Consider the following 15,365-nt stretch of genomic DNA (forward strand, 5'->3'; position numbering starts at 1 on the left):
AAGGGAAAGGCTCAGGCGCGGCGACTGAAGCGAGATGGCACCCCATCGCGATGGGGGCCATCTGTTACACGGTAAGTGCAGTGCGGCCCTCTACCTCGAACTCCAGCCCCTTCGCTCCCACCGTTCCCACAACGTGATCCCCATGCAGGATGCTGCCGTCGAGGATCTTGACTGCCAGCGGGTCTTGAACCATTCGCTGGATCGCACGCTTCAGCGGCCTCGCTCCGTAAGCGCGGTCGTATCCGGCCTTGAAGAGCGCGGCCCGCGCCTCGGGCGTAAGTTCCAGCGTGATCTTGCGGTCTGCTAAGAGCTTCTCAAGGTCGAGGAGCCGGAGATCGATGATGTGCGTCAACTGGTCCTGCCCAAGGGCGTGGAAGATGACGATGTCGTCGACGCGGTTCAGGAACTCCGGCCGGAAGTGCTGGCGAAGCTGTTCCATCACCCGGCCCTTCGCGTCTTCGAAGCCGGCGGGGCCATCGGCCCATGCGCCCGAAAGCTGCTGCGCGCCGATGTTCGAGGTCATGATCAGCACCGTGTTCTTGAAGTCGACGGTGCGGCCCTTGGAGTCCGTCAGGCGGCCATCGTCGAGCACCTGCAGCAGGACATTGAAGACATCGGGATGCGCCTTTTCGATCTCGTCGAACAGCACCACCGAGTAGGGACGGCGACGTACCGCCTCGGTAAGCTGACCGCCCTCGTCGTAGCCGACGTAGCCCGGAGGCGCGCCGATCAGCCGCGCGACGGCATGCTTCTCCATGTACTCGCTCATGTCGATGCGCACCATGGAGGCCTCGTCATCGAAGAGGAACTCGGCAAGCGCACGCGCCGTCTCCGTCTTCCCAACGCCCGTAGGCCCAAGGAAGATGAAGCTGCCTATCGGCCGTTTCGGGTCAGAAAGCCCAGCCCGCGAACGCCGGATGGCATTGGCCACAGCGGCAAGCGCATCGGCCTGGCCGACAACGCGCTCGCCAAGCCGCGTCTCCATCTGCACCAGCTTCTGCATCTCGCCTTCAAGCATCTTCGAGACAGGAATGCCGGTCCACTTGGAGACGACGCGGGCGATGTCTTCTTCGTCCACTTCTTCTTTCAGCATCCGCGAACCCGGCCCCGAAGCAGAGTCGTGCGTCTGGGTAAGCGTGGCAAGCTCAGCCTCGAGCTTGGGGATCTCGCCGTACTGCAGCTCGGCGGCGCGCTGCAGGTTACCCTTGCGCGTCTCTTCGCTCATCTGGAAACGCAGCGACTCAAGCTTCTCTTTCAGCTCAGCGATCTTGCCGATGGCTCCGCGTTCGGTCTGCCAGCGAGCACGAAGGCCGCTTGAGGTCTCCTGCAACTCAGCGAGTTCGCGCTCGACTATCTCGCGACGTTCTATGGATGCAGGGTCGGTCTCGCGCTTCAACGCCTGCCGCTCGATCTCGAGCGACGTAGCGCGGCGTTCGAGGTCATCGATCTCGACGGGAACGCTGCCAATCTGAATTGCCAACGCTGCCGCAGCTTCGTCGACCAGGTCGATCGCCTTATCCGGAAGGAAGCGGTCGGAGATATAGCGGTGCGAGAGCGTCGCCGCAGCAACGATCGCCGAGTCCTTGATGCGGATCTTGTGGTGCGACTCGTAGCGCTCCTTCAAGCCACGCAGAATCGCGACCGTGTCCTCCACGTTCGGCTCGCCGACATAGACGATCTGGAAACGGCGCTCCAACGCAGCATCTTTCTCGATGTACTTGCGATACTCGTTCAACGTGGTCGCGCCGATAGCGCGGAGGCCACCGCGAGCGAGCGCCGGCTTCAGCATATTGCTGGCGTCGAGCGAGCCCTCGGACGCACCCGCGCCAACCAGCGTGTGCAGTTCGTCGATGAAGAGGATGATCTCGCCGTTCGACTCTTCGATCTCCTTCAAAACAGCTTTGAGGCGATCTTCGAACTCGCCGCGAAACTTGGCTCCGGCGATCATGCTGCCAAGGTCGAGCGAGACCACGCGCTTATCCTTCAAAACTTCGGGCACATCTCCCTGAATGATGCGACGTGCGAGGCCTTCAACGATAGCGGTCTTACCTACGCCAGGCTCTCCAATAAGCACGGGATTATTCTTCGTCCGGCGGCTGAGCACCTGCACCACGCGACGAATCTCTTCATCGCGGCCGATGACGGGGTCGAGCTTGCCTCGACGGGCGAGCTCCGTGAGGTCTTTTGCGTACTTCTCAAGCGCCTGGAACTTGCCCTCGGGGTTCTGGTCGGTGACGCGCTGCGACCCGCGAACCGAACTCAGCGCCTTCAATACAGCCTCGTGCGTGGCCCCAAGCGCGGCCATCGCCGACTCCACCGCATCGCCCTTGGCGCGGGTCAGCGCGAGCAGCAGGTGCTCGGTCGAGACGTACTCATCCTTGAAATTCTCGGCCTCCTTGAAGGACTGGTCCATCACAGTCTGCAGCGCCTTGGACATGCCGGGCTGGTTGCCGCCGGCGACCTTCGGCAACTTCTCAATCGCCGCATTGACGCCCGAGAGTAACTGCTCCACCGGCACGCCAACTTTCTCGAGCACCGGAATGCAAATGCCCTCCTTGTCCTCCAGCAGCGCGGCAAGCAGATGCAGCGGCAGAATCTCCGGGTTGCCGTGTTCGCCGGCCATCGTGCTTGCCGCCTGGACGGCCTGCTGTGCCTTGACTGTCAACTTCTCCCAACGAATCGCCATACTCTTCCTCTCTCAACCTGCCACTACACCATGCTCTACTGGGTTCAGCCTTGTGAACGTGCCCAATTGACCAGACCCGACCCGATCCTGGCTGCCCAGAATCGACCACTCCAACCCGACCGCCTTCTGAGCGCCTCGCTGCTCGCTGCTACCGGCGGTCTGCTGGACGCGGTGGTCTATACCCTGCACGGCCATGTCTTCGCGAATGCGATGACCGGCAATGTAATCCTTCTCGGCATCAGCACCTTCTCCCATGACTGGATGCAGGCCGCCCGTCACATGGTGCCGATTCTCTGCTTCATCGCCGGGGTCGTCGCGTCGCGGTTCCTCCGCATTCTGCCCCTATTCCACGCCTCGATCGCGGTCCTTGCGCTGGAGATGGTCGTGCTCTTCGCCGCCGGCCTCCTACCGATGTCTTTTCCGGAGATGACCTTTACCGCCATCATCTCGTTCACCTCGGCATTTCAAGTCTCCACCTTCCGACAGGTGGGGCGGTTCGCGTACAACTCCACCTTCATCACCGGAAATCTTCGAACCGCAGCAGAGGCGACCGTAAACCAGTTCCTCGACTCCGCCCCCGAAGTGCGTCGAAGCGAGGCTGCCAAAGCGCGGAAGCTATTTTTCATCTGCGGCTACTTTCTTCTGGGAGCCATGGCGGGCGCATGGGGAGCGCCACACCTTGGGAACAAAACTCTCTGGCTTGCTGAGCCCCTGCTCCTCATCGTCCTCGCGCGCGTCCTCTTCCTCAACTCCGATCCTGGAGTCGCTCTGGCTGAATAGACGGACGGGCGGAAACCGAAAGTCTCCGCCCGTCGCCAACCTCTCCTTCTTGCGACCTTACTCGCCTTACACGATACGACCCTGAGTCGTGGCCGAACCGTTCTCCCGTCCGGCCTCACGACCGGGGGCCGACAATTCGATCTTCACCTGGCGAGGCTGAGCCTCGGCCTTCTTGGCCAGCGTAATGGTCAGCACTCCAGCGTCGTACGCCGCCGTGATGTTTTCCGTGTCGACCGACCGCGGAAGCGTGAAGGTGCGGACGAAGCTCCCAAACCGGCGCTCGATCCGGTGGAAGTTCTCCTGCTTCGAGGTGTTTTCGAGTTTGCGTTCGCCTTTGATGGTAAGTGTCTGACTTTCAAGCCGAATATCAAGATCTGACTGTTTCACGCCCGGAACTTCGAGGTGCAGCACCAAGGCCTGGGCATCTTCGTAGATATCGACGGCCGGGACGAAGCTACCCATAGCCGGAGCACCTTCAGCCTGATTCTCGGCGACTGCCGGACGGGCGAATTCGCTGAAGATGGAGTTGAGGCGGTCCTGAAGGGCTGCCATCTCGTTGAAGGTGCTGCGCAAAGGAACGAACCGAGTCATCGTGGTCATAACAACTCTCCTGAGAAGAAATTTGAGGTGGGCTGGAGCAGGGCTCGTGGCCTCACATCTCTGTAGACGCAAATATAGCACAGGCGATTCACAAAATGTGATGTACTTGCGCTCATGTTTTTTATTCCCCTGATGATTCAGAGTATCCCCGACCTCCCAAGCCGTCATTCTGAACGGAGTGAAGAATCCTCGAATTCCGTTCCCGTGCCACCAACTTCCCCCGGCAACATGACCGAAATGCGGGGATTATTCGGCTACGCCTCAGAATGACGGCACAGGACGCGATTGCAGCATTCGACAAATCTATCGGCGCTATAGATGATTGTTATGCGGCGCAACGTACACCGCCGAATGGGATGATCTCTGATGAAAGCTACTTTGGCAGAACCCGCCACATCCGCCGACATGTCCGCAGACTCCCGGCGCCACCTCTTCTACGAGACCTCCCACTCCCCGGCGCTCGCCGACCTCGTCGGCTACGAAAAAGCCCAGGACATCATCGACTTCTGCTTCATCGCCAACCCCTACTACCCCACCCCGGCGATGCTCGAAGACCTGCAGCGCAACCTCCCGAATCTCATCAAGTCCTACCCCTCTAGCAACCCGGTGCTTAGCCAGCAACACCTCGCCGCCGTCCTCAACGTCGACCCCGAGCACCTCATCATCGGCAACGGTGCCACTGAGCTCATCGCCCTCATCAAGCTCACCCTCATCGACCGCATCGCCGTCCCCATCCCCACCTTCGGCGAGTACATCGAAAAGATGAAGGACCTCCGCGACGCCGAACTCTATTCCCTGCGCCCCGAAGACCGCTATCAGCTCAACCTCGACGACTACCTCGCCTGGGTCGACAAGCGAAAGCTCGGCTGCCTCCTCGTCATCAATCCCGGCAACCCCACCGGCCAGTTCATCCCGCTCGAAGAGATGGTGGAGTTCCTCCATCGCGCCCGGCATCTCGAACTCGTCATCGTCGACGAGTCCTTCATCGACTTCTCCGGCGACACCATCCCCAGCCTGCTCTCCATGGCCGACCAGTTCACCAACCTGCTCATCGTCCGCAGCATGAGCAAGCACTGCGGCGTCCCCGGCCTGCGCCTCGGATACTGCTACAGCTCGAACCTCTATCTCCTCAACCGCCTCCGGCGGTTCATCCCCACCTGGAACCTGAACACGCTCGCGCAGTACTTCCTCTCGCAGCTACCGGATAACGACGCCGTCTATCACCAGAGCCGCAGGCGGCTCATCGGCGACGTCACCGCCCTCTACGAAGATCTCCGCGCCCTCCCGCACCTGGATGTCTATCCAACCGGCGCCAACTTCCTGCTCTTCAAGATTCAAAACGGCATGACCGCCAACGAGCTCCAGACAAGGCTTCTTGTCGATCACGAGATGTACGTTCGCGACTGCTCGAATAAACTCGGCATGGACCAGTTCCACATCCGCGTTGCCTCCCAGGGCCGCGAAAAAGACAAGCGCCTCGTCCACGCGCTGAGGACCCTGCTCCAATGACTCGTCCTGTTGTCCTCGTCGTCTCCCGCCGCACCTCTCGCAAAGATCGCCAGATCGACTACGTGGGCGAGCTGCACCTCGAACTCCTCATCCGCTTCGGCACCCTCCCGCTCATCGTCCCGGTTGTCGAGGGCACGCTTGCCTGCCTGCCGCAGTACAAAGAACGCATGGACGGCCTGCTTCTGGTCGAAGGCGATGACATCGAGCCAAAGCGGTTCCATGCCGATGAGGCCAACTTCGAGTACGTCGAAAACACCCACCCGCTCAAAGACGAGATCGAGATCCGTCTCCTCCGCCGTGCCATGAAGCTGCAAATCCCGATCATGGGCATCTGCCGCGGATCGCAGCTACTCAACGTCGTCAACGGCGGCACGCTCTACGGTGATGTGCAGAAGGAAAAACACACCGCCCGCCACCACATCGATTACGAAAACTACGACACCTACCGCCACCCGGTCTCCATCGTTAAAGACACCCCGCTGGCAGACTGGTATGGCTTGGATGAACTGAAAGTAAACAGCTATCACCACCAGGGTTACCGCGAACTCGCCCCACGCTTCCAGCCCATGGCCCACGCCGACGACGGCCTCATCGAGGCCTACTACGATCCCAACGCCGCGTTTGTGGTGGGACTTCAATTCCACCCCGAACGCATGTTGAACGACTACGCCGGCAACCTGAAGGTCTGGGAAGCGTTCACCTCAGCAATCAAAGACCGCAGCCGGTAAACGCCCGAAGGCGGGCTTACGAGCGGCCTTCACCCAAGCAGCAGGACCCGCCAGCACTCTTCTCCTTGCCGTATCTCGCGAAGAGTTCCTCCGGCTTCAGTGCCGAGTCCACGGAGTAGTTCTGCTCGTAGCGGTCATGGTGACGCACCCACGACATGGTGAAGGCCAGTCGATCTTCGTCCCGTCCTTTGGGCACGAGATCCAGCAGGTTATACGTGCCGTTCAGGATATCCAGCCCTCGCGCATAGGCGGAATAAGTATGAAACACCTCTCCCGCCGCATCCTTGGCGAAGACACTCATCCCCGGAGCTTCTTCGCTTGGAAACGCGCCTTCGGCATAGTTGTAGTCGACCTTGCCTGACTTCATCTCTTCCGGCGTGAACGAGACGTGATAGTCAAAGTTGAAGTCGCTCTCGTAGGAAGAGACCCACTGGAACTTCCATCCCATGCGCGCCTTGAACCTTGCAATCTCGGCCAGCGGCGCATGAGAGACGACCACCAGCGTCACGTCGCGATTGGCAAGATGAATCGTCGTTCCATCGAATTGGTCGGCGAAGAACGAACAGCTTGGGCAGCCCTGCTCCCACCCCGGTCCGAGCATGAAGTGATACACCATCAACTGGCTGCGGCCGTCGAATAGATGTGAGAGCGCGACTTTCCCGTTCGCCGAATCGAACTCATACCGCTTCTCTACCCGCTCCCACGGCAGAGTTCTTCGCTGCCGGCTCAACTCATCGCGCAGGTGGGTAAACTCCCTTTCTTTCGCTAGAAACTCCATGCGAGCTTCGAGCCACTCGGAATGCGAAACGACATCTGCTTGCTGAACTGCAATCGCGCTGCTAGCCATGATGTTCCTCCGTTGCTGGGGTTGGGATGGGATGAAATTCTCCGGCGCTCCTGCCGCCGAGCTTCCTGACTACGATCGCCGTAATTCCGCCTGCTGAGAGCACGCTCCCGGCAATCAACATTGCGCTGGTTAAGCACACTGGACACATGGGCCTACCCTCCTTTGGAGTCAGTTCTCAGCGACCCTCGGCATGCCGCCGAACGCGGTCGTGCATCGAAGTCCACCCCTTAGTCATCCCCGCCTTATGCTCTTCGGTAACGAGGCCCAGCGCGGTGTGGCGAAAGGTGATCAGAGTTCCGCCCTCGACCTCGCTCAGACGGTATTGAACGTTCGAGACGAACGGAAACGAGGCAAACATCGGCCCAACGAACTCCAGCAGCGTCGGCCGCATGATCGCCTTCACATTGGCCCAGAAGTGCCCGTTGCCATCGCCCATATCGCGATACCACCGGCCGCCGGGCCATGGCTCGATCTTCATGCTGAGAGACTTGCCATCGGGCGTCTCATTTCCCGGCCCCAACTGCTCTAGCAGAGCGGCGAAGGTCACGTCCATGGACGCCTGCACGTGGATCTCCTGGTTGATGGTCAACAACATGTCTTCGAGCGTCGATTCCGTAGCGGTCATCACTTCTCCTTAGATTTCAGATTGGGATTCGGTTCTGGGGAATTAAAAACAGGGCCCTGACGCGCCATCGCCTCCGCGCGCTCTTTCACACGATTCAACTGGTGCTGCCAGTACCGCTCGAAGGTTCCCGCCCACTCGTGCAGCGGCCGGATCGCCGCCGCGTTGGTCTGGTACAACTTCTGGCGGCCCACACAGCGCATACGGACCAGACCCACATCCCGCAGCACCCGAAGGTGCTTCGAGACCGAAGGCTGTTCCAGGCCCAGAGCCGCGACAATCTCCCCAACCGGCCGCTCAGAGCCGGCGAGATAGCTCAAAATCTCCCGCCGTCTTGGTTCAGCCACCGCGTTGAATGCGTCCGACGTCGTGCTTGCTCTTGCCATGCCGGAACATTACATTCCGATATAGGAATATGTCAAGGCCGGCTTTCTCCAATTGCGAAATTTCACTCGCGAGAAAGTCTTTATCGAAGACCTGTCACTTTCTTGCGGGCGCGCTCAAGCTTGTGCAGCGGAAGCAGACGCCAGTCCGCTCAGCATCACCTCGAGCGTCTCCTGAGCATCGCGCCTCGCTTGCTTCGTCCCTTCAATCCGGCTGATCACCAGCGACCCTTCCAGCATCGAGATCACCGCATTCGCCGTCCTTTTCGCATCGACATCACCGCGCAGCTCGCCACTCGCGACTCCGTCCTCCAGGATCCCCAGCAGCCGCGCCTTCCACGCTCCCATGAAATCCTTCGCTTGCGCCTGAACTCCCTCGCAACCGGATTCGGAGTACGCCGCCACGTTCAGCAGGGGACATCCGCCCGGCACCGGCGACGGAATCTCCACAAACGCCTTCACTACATGCATCAGCCGAGGAATCGCGCCCGAAACCTTGTCCAGATCGACGATGCGAGCGGCCACAGCCTCCTGCATCGCGTACCGGAACGCCGCCACCGCCAGCTCTTCCTTGCTCGCAAAGTGCCGGTAGATGCCACCCTTCTCCAGCCCCGTCGCCTGCATCAGGTCCTGCATGGAGCAGCCCGCGAAGCCGCGCTGATTGAAGACAGGCGCCGCCTTCGCGATAATCATTTGCCGAGTCAGCTCTCCTTTGCTCATTCCGACCTCGTTTTTCATCTCTCCCCCGAAAATTTGCACCCTGCCGCCCATTTAAATAATCAGATGCAGGAATAAGACCGAACGGTCTCAAATATACGCCCCGCGCAGCCGACGGGCAGATCTAGGGAGAACCATGGCAACCGCCGTCCTCACACCGCCGCAAACAGCCGTGCAACGGGCGGGAATCAATCCCTGGGTCATTGCCCTCACGGTGACGATCGCCACGTTCATGGAATTGCTCGACACCTCCATCGCGAACGTGTCGCTCCCCTACATCGCCGGCGGTCTTGGCCGTTCTTACGACGAAGTCACCTGGATTCTGACCACCTACCTCGTCGCCAACGCCGTCATCCTTCCCATGTCCGCGTGGCTCTCCCGTGTCTTTGGCCGCAAGAACTACTACATGGCCTGCGTGGCCCTCTTTACCATCACCTCGTTCTTCTGCGGCATCGCTCCCAGCCTCAACATCATGCTGATCGCACGCGTGCTGCAGGGCATCGGCGGCGGCGGCCTCGCTCCCGTCGAGCAGGCGATCCTGGTCGACACCTTCGCTCCGGCCAAACGCGCCTCAGCCTTCGCCCTCTACACGGTTGCCATCGTCACCGCGCCCGCCATCGGCCCGGTGCTCGGCGGATGGATCACCGACAACTACAACTGGCGCTGGGTCTTCTTTATCAACATCCCGATTGGGCTCATCTCGCTCTTCCTTACGAACCGCTTCGTCCACGATCCCCCGTCCTTCGCCGAGGAGCGCAAGACCGTCCGTACCGACGGCAAGCTGAAGATCGACGGCATCGGCATCGCCCTCATCGCTCTCGGCTCTGCCTGCCTTGAAGTCCTTCTGGACCGCGGCCAGATCGACGACTGGTTCGGATCTCGCTTCATCGTCGCGATGTTCGTCGTCGGCGTAGGCTGCCTCACCGCTGCCGTCTTCTGGGAGCTCAATCACCCCGACCCGGTCATCGACTTCCGCCTGCTCAAGATCCGCAACTTCGCCATCGCAAACTTCTTCTACTTCATCTTTGGTGTCGGCCTCTTCGCCTCCACTACGATGATCCCGCAGATCCTGCAGACCCTCTACGGCTATCGCGCCATCGACGCCGGCCTGGTCCTTGGGCCCGGAGCTTTCGTCATCACGCTGCTCGCTCCCGTAGGAGCGCAACTCGTCCAGCGCCAGATCATCCACCCCAGGATCCTGCTCTTCGGAGCGGTCATGGTCGTGGGCATCTCGTTCCTTCACTACAGCCACTTCAACCTGCAGACCGACTACGAGCACTACGCTCTCGCCCGCGCGCTTCAGGGTCTCGGCTACGCCTTCTTCTTCGTGCCGCTCACCGTTATCGCTTACTCGCAGCTAACCCCGGCGCAGAACAACAAGGCGTCCTCGCTGACCAACTTCTTCCGCAACTGGGGTGGCAGCTTCGGAATCGCGCTGATCACCACCGTCAGCGAGCGCCGCCAGAACTTCCACCAGGCCCGCACCGGCAACAATCTCGCGCCTTCCTCAACCGCGCTGCAGGACAACATTCACAGCACCACCGCCTACCTGCAGGCGCACGGATTCTCCCACGCCGACGCAGTCACAGCAGCCTATGGGCGGCTCTACGAACAGCTTCACAACCAAACGCTGCTGCTGGCGTTCATGGATTGCTTCTTGATCATCGGCGTCATGACGCTCATCGCCGCCCCCATCGTGCTGCTGACGAAGAACTTCAAGGTCGGCGGAAAGGCTCCCGCCGGGCACTAAGCCGCTGCGGCAGTACCGCGTGAATCACGCGCGATACTGCTCGTCCGTAACATGCTCGAGCCAGTCCACCGACCTGCCATCTACCTTCTCCGCAATTGCGACATGACTCACACCAGTCGTCGCCGTAGCTCCATGCCAGTGCTTCTCCCCCGGCGCGAACCACACCACATCACCGGGACGAATCTCTTCCACCGGACCGCCGTCGCGCTGCGTCCACCCGCAGCCAGCCGTCACGATCAATGTCTGCCCCAGCGGATGCGTATGCCAAGCCGTACGCGCACCCGGCTCGAAGGTCACTGTCGCTCCGCCAACCTTCGCAGGCTCCGCCGCCTGAAACGGCTGATCTATCCGTACCGCTCCGGTGAACCAATCCGCCGGTCCCTTGTTCGAAGCCTGCGACCCAACTCTCTTGATCTCCATAAAGTCTTCTCCTGAAAGTTCTGATGCACAACACAAGGGGCCTCCGCATCGAAGGCCCCTTGCTGCGATCCTACTCGCCTGCAGTTACCGCCCAACAAGCGCCTTGATGCTCTCCGGATAACGCTCGCCCTGCAGATCGATCTTCTTCACCGCGCCATCGATCTCGTCCAGCTCATCCGCCGTCAGCTCCACGTTCAGCGATCCCAGATTCTCCTCCAGCCGATGCAGCTTCGTCGTCCCCGGAATCGGCACCATCCACGGCTTCTGCGCCATCACCCATGCCAGAGCGATCTGTGCCTGCGTCGCATTCTTCAACCTCGCCAACTCCGCGATGTAGTCGACGATCCCCTGGTTCGCCTTCATCGCATCCGGCGTAAACCGCGGCAGAATCTTGCGGAAGTCTCCGTCCACTAGCTCTGTGCTCTCGTTGACCTTGCCCGTCAGGAATCCCTTGCCCAGCGGACTGTACGGCACAAAACCAATCCCCAGCTCTTCGAGCGTCGGAATGATCTCCGCCTCAGGCTCACGCCACCAGAGCGAGTACTCGCTCTGCAGCGCCGTCACCGGCTGAACCGCATTCGCGCGGCGAATCGTCTGCGCTCCCGCCTCCGACAGCCCGAAGTGCTTCACCTTGCCCTCCGCGATCAGCTCCTTCACTGTGCCGGCAACGTCTTCGATCGGCACCTCCGGATCGACCCGGTGCTGATACAGTAGATCGATCGCCTCGATCTTCAGCCGCTTCAGCGAACCTTCAACAACCTCACGGATATGCTCCGGCCGGCTGTCCAGTCCAACGAAGCCCGGTGACAGATCCTCTTTCAGCTTGAAGCCAAACTTCGTAGCAATCACCACCTGATCGCGAATTCCGGCAAACGCCTCGCCCAACAGCTCTTCGTTCGCGTACGGCCCGTATACCTCCGCCGTATCGAAGAACGTCACGCCCTTGTCCACCGCGGCTCGCAACAGTGAGATCATCTCCTGCTTGTCCCCCGCCTTGCCGTAGCCAAAGCTCATCCCCATCGCTCCAAACCCAAGCGCCGAGACCTCCAGATTGCTCTTTCCCAGTTTGCGTTTCTGCATATTTTTACCCTCCGGATCGAGCCAGACTCACGGCCCGTTCACTGCCCTTTCTCATCTCCAAGCCTACGCAACCACCCCTGAAAGCCGGTATCCCGATCCTGCCAATATCTTGCCTGATCCTGTCGCCGGTTATGAATTTTGTCAACAAGCCACCGCACTGGAGATACCGTAAGTAAGGAAGAGATAGAGCGACCAGATGACAGCACACTTTGAACCGACACCTCAGCCTGACAACAAGGCCGTCATAACCCTGCGCGCAACTCTAGCCCGAAAGATCTCCGCGCATTGCCCCACCGAAGGCCCACGCTCCACCGCCGTCCCCGGCATGATCCTCACCCGCCGCTCCACACCCACCGCCTGCTGCTCCGCCACCTATGAGCCTCACCTCGTCGTCTTCGTCCAGGGCCAGAAGCGCATCGACCTCGGCAAGACCACCTTCCTCTGCGATGAGTCCAGCCTCCTGCTCACCTCGGTTGACCTCCCCGTAGTCAGCCAGATCGTCGCCGCCACCCCGCAGAAACCTCTGCTCGGCATGCTGCTCAAATTCGACATGCCCACGGTTCGCGAGATTCTAAGCCTGGAGGAGTTCCACACCAACGAACCCGCCGGCACCCGCGGCATGGCCATGGGCGTCACCACGCCTGAACTCCTCGCCCCCTGCCTGCGCCTGATGGATCTCCTCGACGCCCCACAGGACATCGCCTTCCTCAGTCCCATGCTCCACCGCGAAGTCATCTACCGGCTCCTGCGCAGCCCTCAGGGCAAGCACCTCCGCTCCATCGCCACGCTCGGCGAACAGAGCCAGCGCACCGCCCGCGCCGTCGAATGGCTGCGAGCAAACTACGCCAAACCCCTCCGCGTCGAAGAGCTGGCCGAGATGGCCCGGATGGGAGTCTCCACCCTGCACCACCAGTTCCGCTCTCTCACCGCTATGAGCCCCCTGCAATACCAGAAGCACCTGCGCCTCCATGTCGCCCGCGAGCGCATGCTCCACGACGGCATGGACGCAGCATCCGCCGCCTTCGATGTAGGCTACGAGAGCGCCAGCCAGTTCAATCGCGAGTACAGCCGCTTCTTCGGCCAGCCACCCATGCGCGACATCAAGTCACGCCGTCTCGCGATTGCTCCTGAAGCCGAGGTCGCCGCCACCGGCGACTGACACTGGTCCTGCCGAACAACAACGCCAAAGGTGGCCGCATTCACCAGCGCGCTCGTAGGACACACTCCTGGCCCTCAAACAAATCTCGCTACAATTTGTCTCTTTTCATCCAAATCCCCTTGCACTCGTTTCTTGCTTAATATATATACCTACTAGTACGTATTTATTAAGGAGACTTATGAAACCTCTTTCCGGCGCTGCAATCTTTCTTATCCTCCACACATCTCTGTGCATTCCGAACCTCTCCGCCGAAGCCCGCGAAGCTGCCGCCCAGCAACTCTCCCAGGCCGCCTGGACCTCCGCTCACGTCCAGCATGTCTATGGATTTCCCGACGCCAAACCCAACAAGAAGGGCACTCTTACGTTAGGCGCGGACACGCTCACCTTCTCCTCAAAGTCCGGCACCACCTCGATCCCGCGCAGTTTGCTAACAGCCGCGAGCGCCGGCAATCAGCGAGTCGAGATCTGGGGTGTTGGCGGCAGGATCCTCCGCATGACCATCCCCGACGGCGGCGGTCTTGCGGCAGCAGCGTTCATGCATCATCGCGTCGACATGCTCACGGTCGAGTTCAAAGACGCCCACGGCGGCGCGCATTCGGCCGTCTTCGTTCTCCCCGCCAAACAAGCGGAGATTGCCCTGAGCGGCTTCGCTCTGCCTGCCACGCGAGCCGCCGCCAGCTTCCCCAGCCAGCAGCCGCCAAGCCAGAAGAGCGCCCTGTCCCTTGTTGCTTCAGAGACCTCATGCGGCACCTCCGTTGAACGCAACAGCGTCCTTATCTCCGAGCCGGACTGGGGCCGCGCCGAAGTGCCAGCCGCCTACCGGGCACTCGTCTACGAGCACATCGTCGACCGCTTCCGCAAAACAAAAGATGTTGGCCGCGTCTATCGTGACGGCGAACAGGGTGCCGGCTGCCCGCAGTACATCGTCCACATCTCAGTCATGGCATTCAAGCAGGGCAGCTCCGTGAAGCGCGCGGCCCTTGGCCCCATCGGCTTCTTTGTGGGTACCACGCAGATGAAGTTCGACGCGACCTTCACCCGGGCCACCGGCAGCGTCATCGGGACCGAGCAGATCAAGGCGACGATACGGGGAGAGTCGGAGAGCACCAACGTCGCGGACCACTTAGCCAAGTCGCTTGCCAAACGCTACACGGCTGCAGTGGAACGCTCATGGAAGCTCACCGAGGCGAAGAGCTAGGCAGCGATGAAGTACGACGGAGATACCATGACCTGCTGCGATCAGCTACCTTCAGATAGCGGAGATCAATCCGGAGCCGACATCGTTGAGCTCATGCATCAGCTAAAGGATCTGCGGCTTCTCGTCTCCCACCTTCTAATAGAAAATCAAGAGCTTCGCTATGCTTTGGTTGAGTCGCGATCGGCCAAACCGGAACAAGTTGAGTCCGGTCGCGACCGATCCCTTTACTAAAATGAAATCAGGAATGATGACTGTCGAAAAAACTGCAAATAAGCATGAACTCAAAACCAGGGAGACGCGGGCGCGTCTCCTGCAAGCTGCCGAAACGATCTTCGTTCGTGACGGCTACGAAGGTGCTGACCTTGGCGAAATCGCCGCTCTCGCCGGCCGCACCAAGGGTGCTATCTACGCCCAGTTCAAGAGCAAGGAAGACATCTTCCTTGCCCTTATCGAAGAGCGCTCCAACTGCTTTCGGGCGCAGATGGAGAAGTTCCTGTCCGTCTCAACCAACGCCGAAGGCAATCTTGCAGCGCTCCGGTCTTTTTACCTTCAGCGCACCGCGGACACAGCATGGTCCCTGCTGCTGCTCGAGTTCAAGCTCTTCGCCCTGCGACATCCCGAGTCGAAGTCTCGCCTGCAGAGTCTGAGAAAAGCATTCATCACTGAAAATGATGAGCAGCGAATCTCCAACATCCTCGGACTTCAACCCAGACAAAAAAACGGAATCAGACTTACATCGGCGGTCGAGGCAATCTTTCCTATCATCTCCACCCTGGTCCTCGAGACGCAGTTGGAGACCGCCCTGCTCGACAAAGCGACCATCAAGAGGATCGTTGGTCGCGTCTTCGATGCCTTGTTTGAGCTTCCGCCCGGTTGACGCCTAGCC

General features: G+C 60.3%; 15 protein-coding genes. 7 read left to right on the plus strand and 8 right to left on the minus strand.

Annotation, left to right across the window (positions count from 1 at the left end; genetic code table 11):
- Positions 1-64: 64 nt before the first annotated feature.
- A complete protein-coding gene (gene clpB / locus HDF16_RS08470; protein ID WP_184215479.1) occupies positions 65-2,686 on the minus strand; it encodes an ATP-dependent chaperone ClpB in 2,622 nt (873 codons plus the stop codon).
- A gap of 66 nt (positions 2,687-2,752) precedes the next feature.
- Between clpB and HDF16_RS08475 the strand changes: the two genes are divergently transcribed.
- Positions 2,753-3,466: a YoaK family protein gene (locus HDF16_RS08475; RefSeq protein ID WP_184215481.1), complete on the plus strand. Its 714-nt coding sequence runs from the start codon at positions 2,753-2,755 to the stop codon at positions 3,464-3,466.
- 66 nt (positions 3,467-3,532) lie between these two features.
- Here HDF16_RS08475 and HDF16_RS08480 read toward each other — a convergent pair whose 3' ends face one another.
- Positions 3,533-4,066, minus strand: coding sequence for an Hsp20/alpha crystallin family protein (locus tag HDF16_RS08480; RefSeq protein WP_184215483.1), 534 nt, complete (start codon positions 4,064-4,066; stop codon positions 3,533-3,535).
- Between the two features lie 366 nt (positions 4,067-4,432).
- On the opposite strand from HDF16_RS08480, the gene HDF16_RS08485 reads away from it, so the two are divergent.
- Entirely contained in the window at positions 4,433-5,575 is a 1,143-nt protein-coding gene (locus HDF16_RS08485) for a pyridoxal phosphate-dependent aminotransferase (RefSeq protein ID WP_184215485.1), read from the plus strand.
- Positions 5,572-6,303, plus strand: coding sequence for a gamma-glutamyl-gamma-aminobutyrate hydrolase family protein (locus HDF16_RS08490; RefSeq protein WP_184215487.1), 732 nt, complete (start codon positions 5,572-5,574; stop codon positions 6,301-6,303). Before HDF16_RS08485 ends, HDF16_RS08490 begins: the two co-directional genes overlap by 4 nt.
- Before the next feature lie 16 nt (positions 6,304-6,319).
- On the opposite strand, the gene HDF16_RS08495 is transcribed toward HDF16_RS08490, so the two are convergent.
- The 4 genes from HDF16_RS08495 to HDF16_RS08510 form a co-directional block, all read right to left on the minus strand.
- The gene (locus tag HDF16_RS08495) at positions 6,320-7,150 is read right to left on the minus strand and encodes a DUF899 domain-containing protein (protein ID WP_184215489.1); all 831 of its coding nucleotides are present in this window, start codon (positions 7,148-7,150) and stop codon (positions 6,320-6,322) included.
- Between the two features lie 175 nt (positions 7,151-7,325).
- Positions 7,326-7,775 (minus strand): SRPBCC family protein, encoded by a 450-nt coding sequence (locus HDF16_RS08500; RefSeq protein ID WP_184215491.1) that lies wholly within the window; start codon positions 7,773-7,775, stop codon positions 7,326-7,328.
- Positions 7,775-8,158, minus strand: coding sequence for an ArsR/SmtB family transcription factor (locus HDF16_RS08505; RefSeq protein WP_184215493.1), 384 nt, complete (start codon positions 8,156-8,158; stop codon positions 7,775-7,777). The genes HDF16_RS08500 and HDF16_RS08505 overlap by 1 nt, the downstream gene beginning before the upstream one ends.
- A 114-nt stretch (positions 8,159-8,272) precedes the next feature.
- Entirely contained in the window at positions 8,273-8,848 is a 576-nt protein-coding gene (locus HDF16_RS08510) for a TetR/AcrR family transcriptional regulator (protein ID WP_246408897.1), read from the minus strand.
- Between the two features lie 160 nt (positions 8,849-9,008).
- Here HDF16_RS08510 and HDF16_RS08515 point away from each other — a divergent pair, with 160 nt between their 5' ends.
- Positions 9,009-10,622 carry a DHA2 family efflux MFS transporter permease subunit gene (locus HDF16_RS08515; RefSeq protein WP_184215495.1) on the plus strand — a complete coding sequence of 538 codons (1,614 nt, stop codon included), beginning with the start codon at positions 9,009-9,011 and terminating at the stop codon, positions 10,620-10,622.
- A 24-nt stretch (positions 10,623-10,646) separates the two neighbouring features.
- On the opposite strand, the gene HDF16_RS08520 is transcribed toward HDF16_RS08515, so the two are convergent.
- Positions 10,647-11,042 (minus strand): (R)-mandelonitrile lyase, encoded by a 396-nt coding sequence (locus tag HDF16_RS08520; protein WP_184215497.1) that lies wholly within the window; start codon positions 11,040-11,042, stop codon positions 10,647-10,649.
- Positions 11,043-11,126: 84 nt separating this feature from the next.
- On the minus strand, positions 11,127-12,122 hold the full coding sequence (locus HDF16_RS08525) for an aldo/keto reductase (protein ID WP_184215499.1): 996 nt from the start codon (positions 12,120-12,122) through the stop codon (positions 11,127-11,129).
- 196 nt (positions 12,123-12,318) lie between these two features.
- Between HDF16_RS08525 and HDF16_RS08530 the strand changes: the two genes are divergently transcribed.
- The 3 genes from HDF16_RS08530 (at position 12,319) to HDF16_RS08540 (ending at position 15,356) form a co-directional block, all read left to right on the plus strand.
- Complete coding sequence (locus HDF16_RS08530; protein ID WP_184215501.1) at positions 12,319-13,281, plus strand: AraC family transcriptional regulator; 963 nt, start codon at positions 12,319-12,321, stop codon at positions 13,279-13,281.
- A 178-nt stretch (positions 13,282-13,459) separates the two neighbouring features.
- Positions 13,460-14,479: a hypothetical protein gene (locus tag HDF16_RS08535; protein ID WP_184215503.1), complete on the plus strand. Its 1,020-nt coding sequence runs from the start codon at positions 13,460-13,462 to the stop codon at positions 14,477-14,479.
- A gap of 244 nt (positions 14,480-14,723) precedes the next feature.
- Positions 14,724-15,356: a TetR/AcrR family transcriptional regulator gene (locus HDF16_RS08540; RefSeq protein ID WP_184215505.1), complete on the plus strand. Its 633-nt coding sequence runs from the start codon at positions 14,724-14,726 to the stop codon at positions 15,354-15,356.
- Positions 15,357-15,365: the final 9 nt, after the last annotated feature.

The sequence above is a fragment of the Granulicella aggregans genome (assembly GCF_014203275.1).
Classification (GTDB): domain Bacteria; phylum Acidobacteriota; class Terriglobia; order Terriglobales; family Acidobacteriaceae; genus Edaphobacter.

What these genes read in the sequence shown, in the direction of transcription:
- clpB (WP_184215479.1), bottom strand. Translation starts at nt 2,686, where the DNA reads ATGGCGATTCGTTGGGAGAAGTTGACAGTCAAGGCACAGCAGGCCGTC.
- HDF16_RS08480 (WP_184215483.1), bottom strand. Translation starts at nt 4,066, where the DNA reads ATGACCACGATGACTCGGTTCGTTCCTTTGCGCAGCACCTTCAACGAG.
- HDF16_RS08485 (WP_184215485.1), top strand. Translation starts at nt 4,433, where the DNA reads ATGAAAGCTACTTTGGCAGAACCCGCCACATCCGCCGACATGTCCGCA.
- HDF16_RS08490 (WP_184215487.1), top strand. Translation starts at nt 5,572, where the DNA reads ATGACTCGTCCTGTTGTCCTCGTCGTCTCCCGCCGCACCTCTCGCAAA.
- HDF16_RS08495 (WP_184215489.1), bottom strand. Translation starts at nt 7,150, where the DNA reads ATGGCTAGCAGCGCGATTGCAGTTCAGCAAGCAGATGTCGTTTCGCAT.
- HDF16_RS08500 (WP_184215491.1), bottom strand. Translation starts at nt 7,775, where the DNA reads ATGACCGCTACGGAATCGACGCTCGAAGACATGTTGTTGACCATCAAC.
- HDF16_RS08505 (WP_184215493.1), bottom strand. Translation starts at nt 8,158, where the DNA reads ATGGCAAGAGCAAGCACGACGTCGGACGCATTCAACGCGGTGGCTGAA.
- HDF16_RS08510 (WP_246408897.1), bottom strand. Translation starts at nt 8,848, where the DNA reads ATGATTATCGCGAAGGCGGCGCCTGTCTTCAATCAGCGCGGCTTCGCG.
- HDF16_RS08515 (WP_184215495.1), top strand. Translation starts at nt 9,009, where the DNA reads ATGGCAACCGCCGTCCTCACACCGCCGCAAACAGCCGTGCAACGGGCG.
- HDF16_RS08520 (WP_184215497.1), bottom strand. Translation starts at nt 11,042, where the DNA reads ATGGAGATCAAGAGAGTTGGGTCGCAGGCTTCGAACAAGGGACCGGCG.
- HDF16_RS08525 (WP_184215499.1), bottom strand. Translation starts at nt 12,122, where the DNA reads ATGCAGAAACGCAAACTGGGAAAGAGCAATCTGGAGGTCTCGGCGCTT.
- HDF16_RS08530 (WP_184215501.1), top strand. Translation starts at nt 12,319, where the DNA reads ATGACAGCACACTTTGAACCGACACCTCAGCCTGACAACAAGGCCGTC.
- HDF16_RS08535 (WP_184215503.1), top strand. Translation starts at nt 13,460, where the DNA reads ATGAAACCTCTTTCCGGCGCTGCAATCTTTCTTATCCTCCACACATCT.
- HDF16_RS08540 (WP_184215505.1), top strand. Translation starts at nt 14,724, where the DNA reads ATGATGACTGTCGAAAAAACTGCAAATAAGCATGAACTCAAAACCAGG.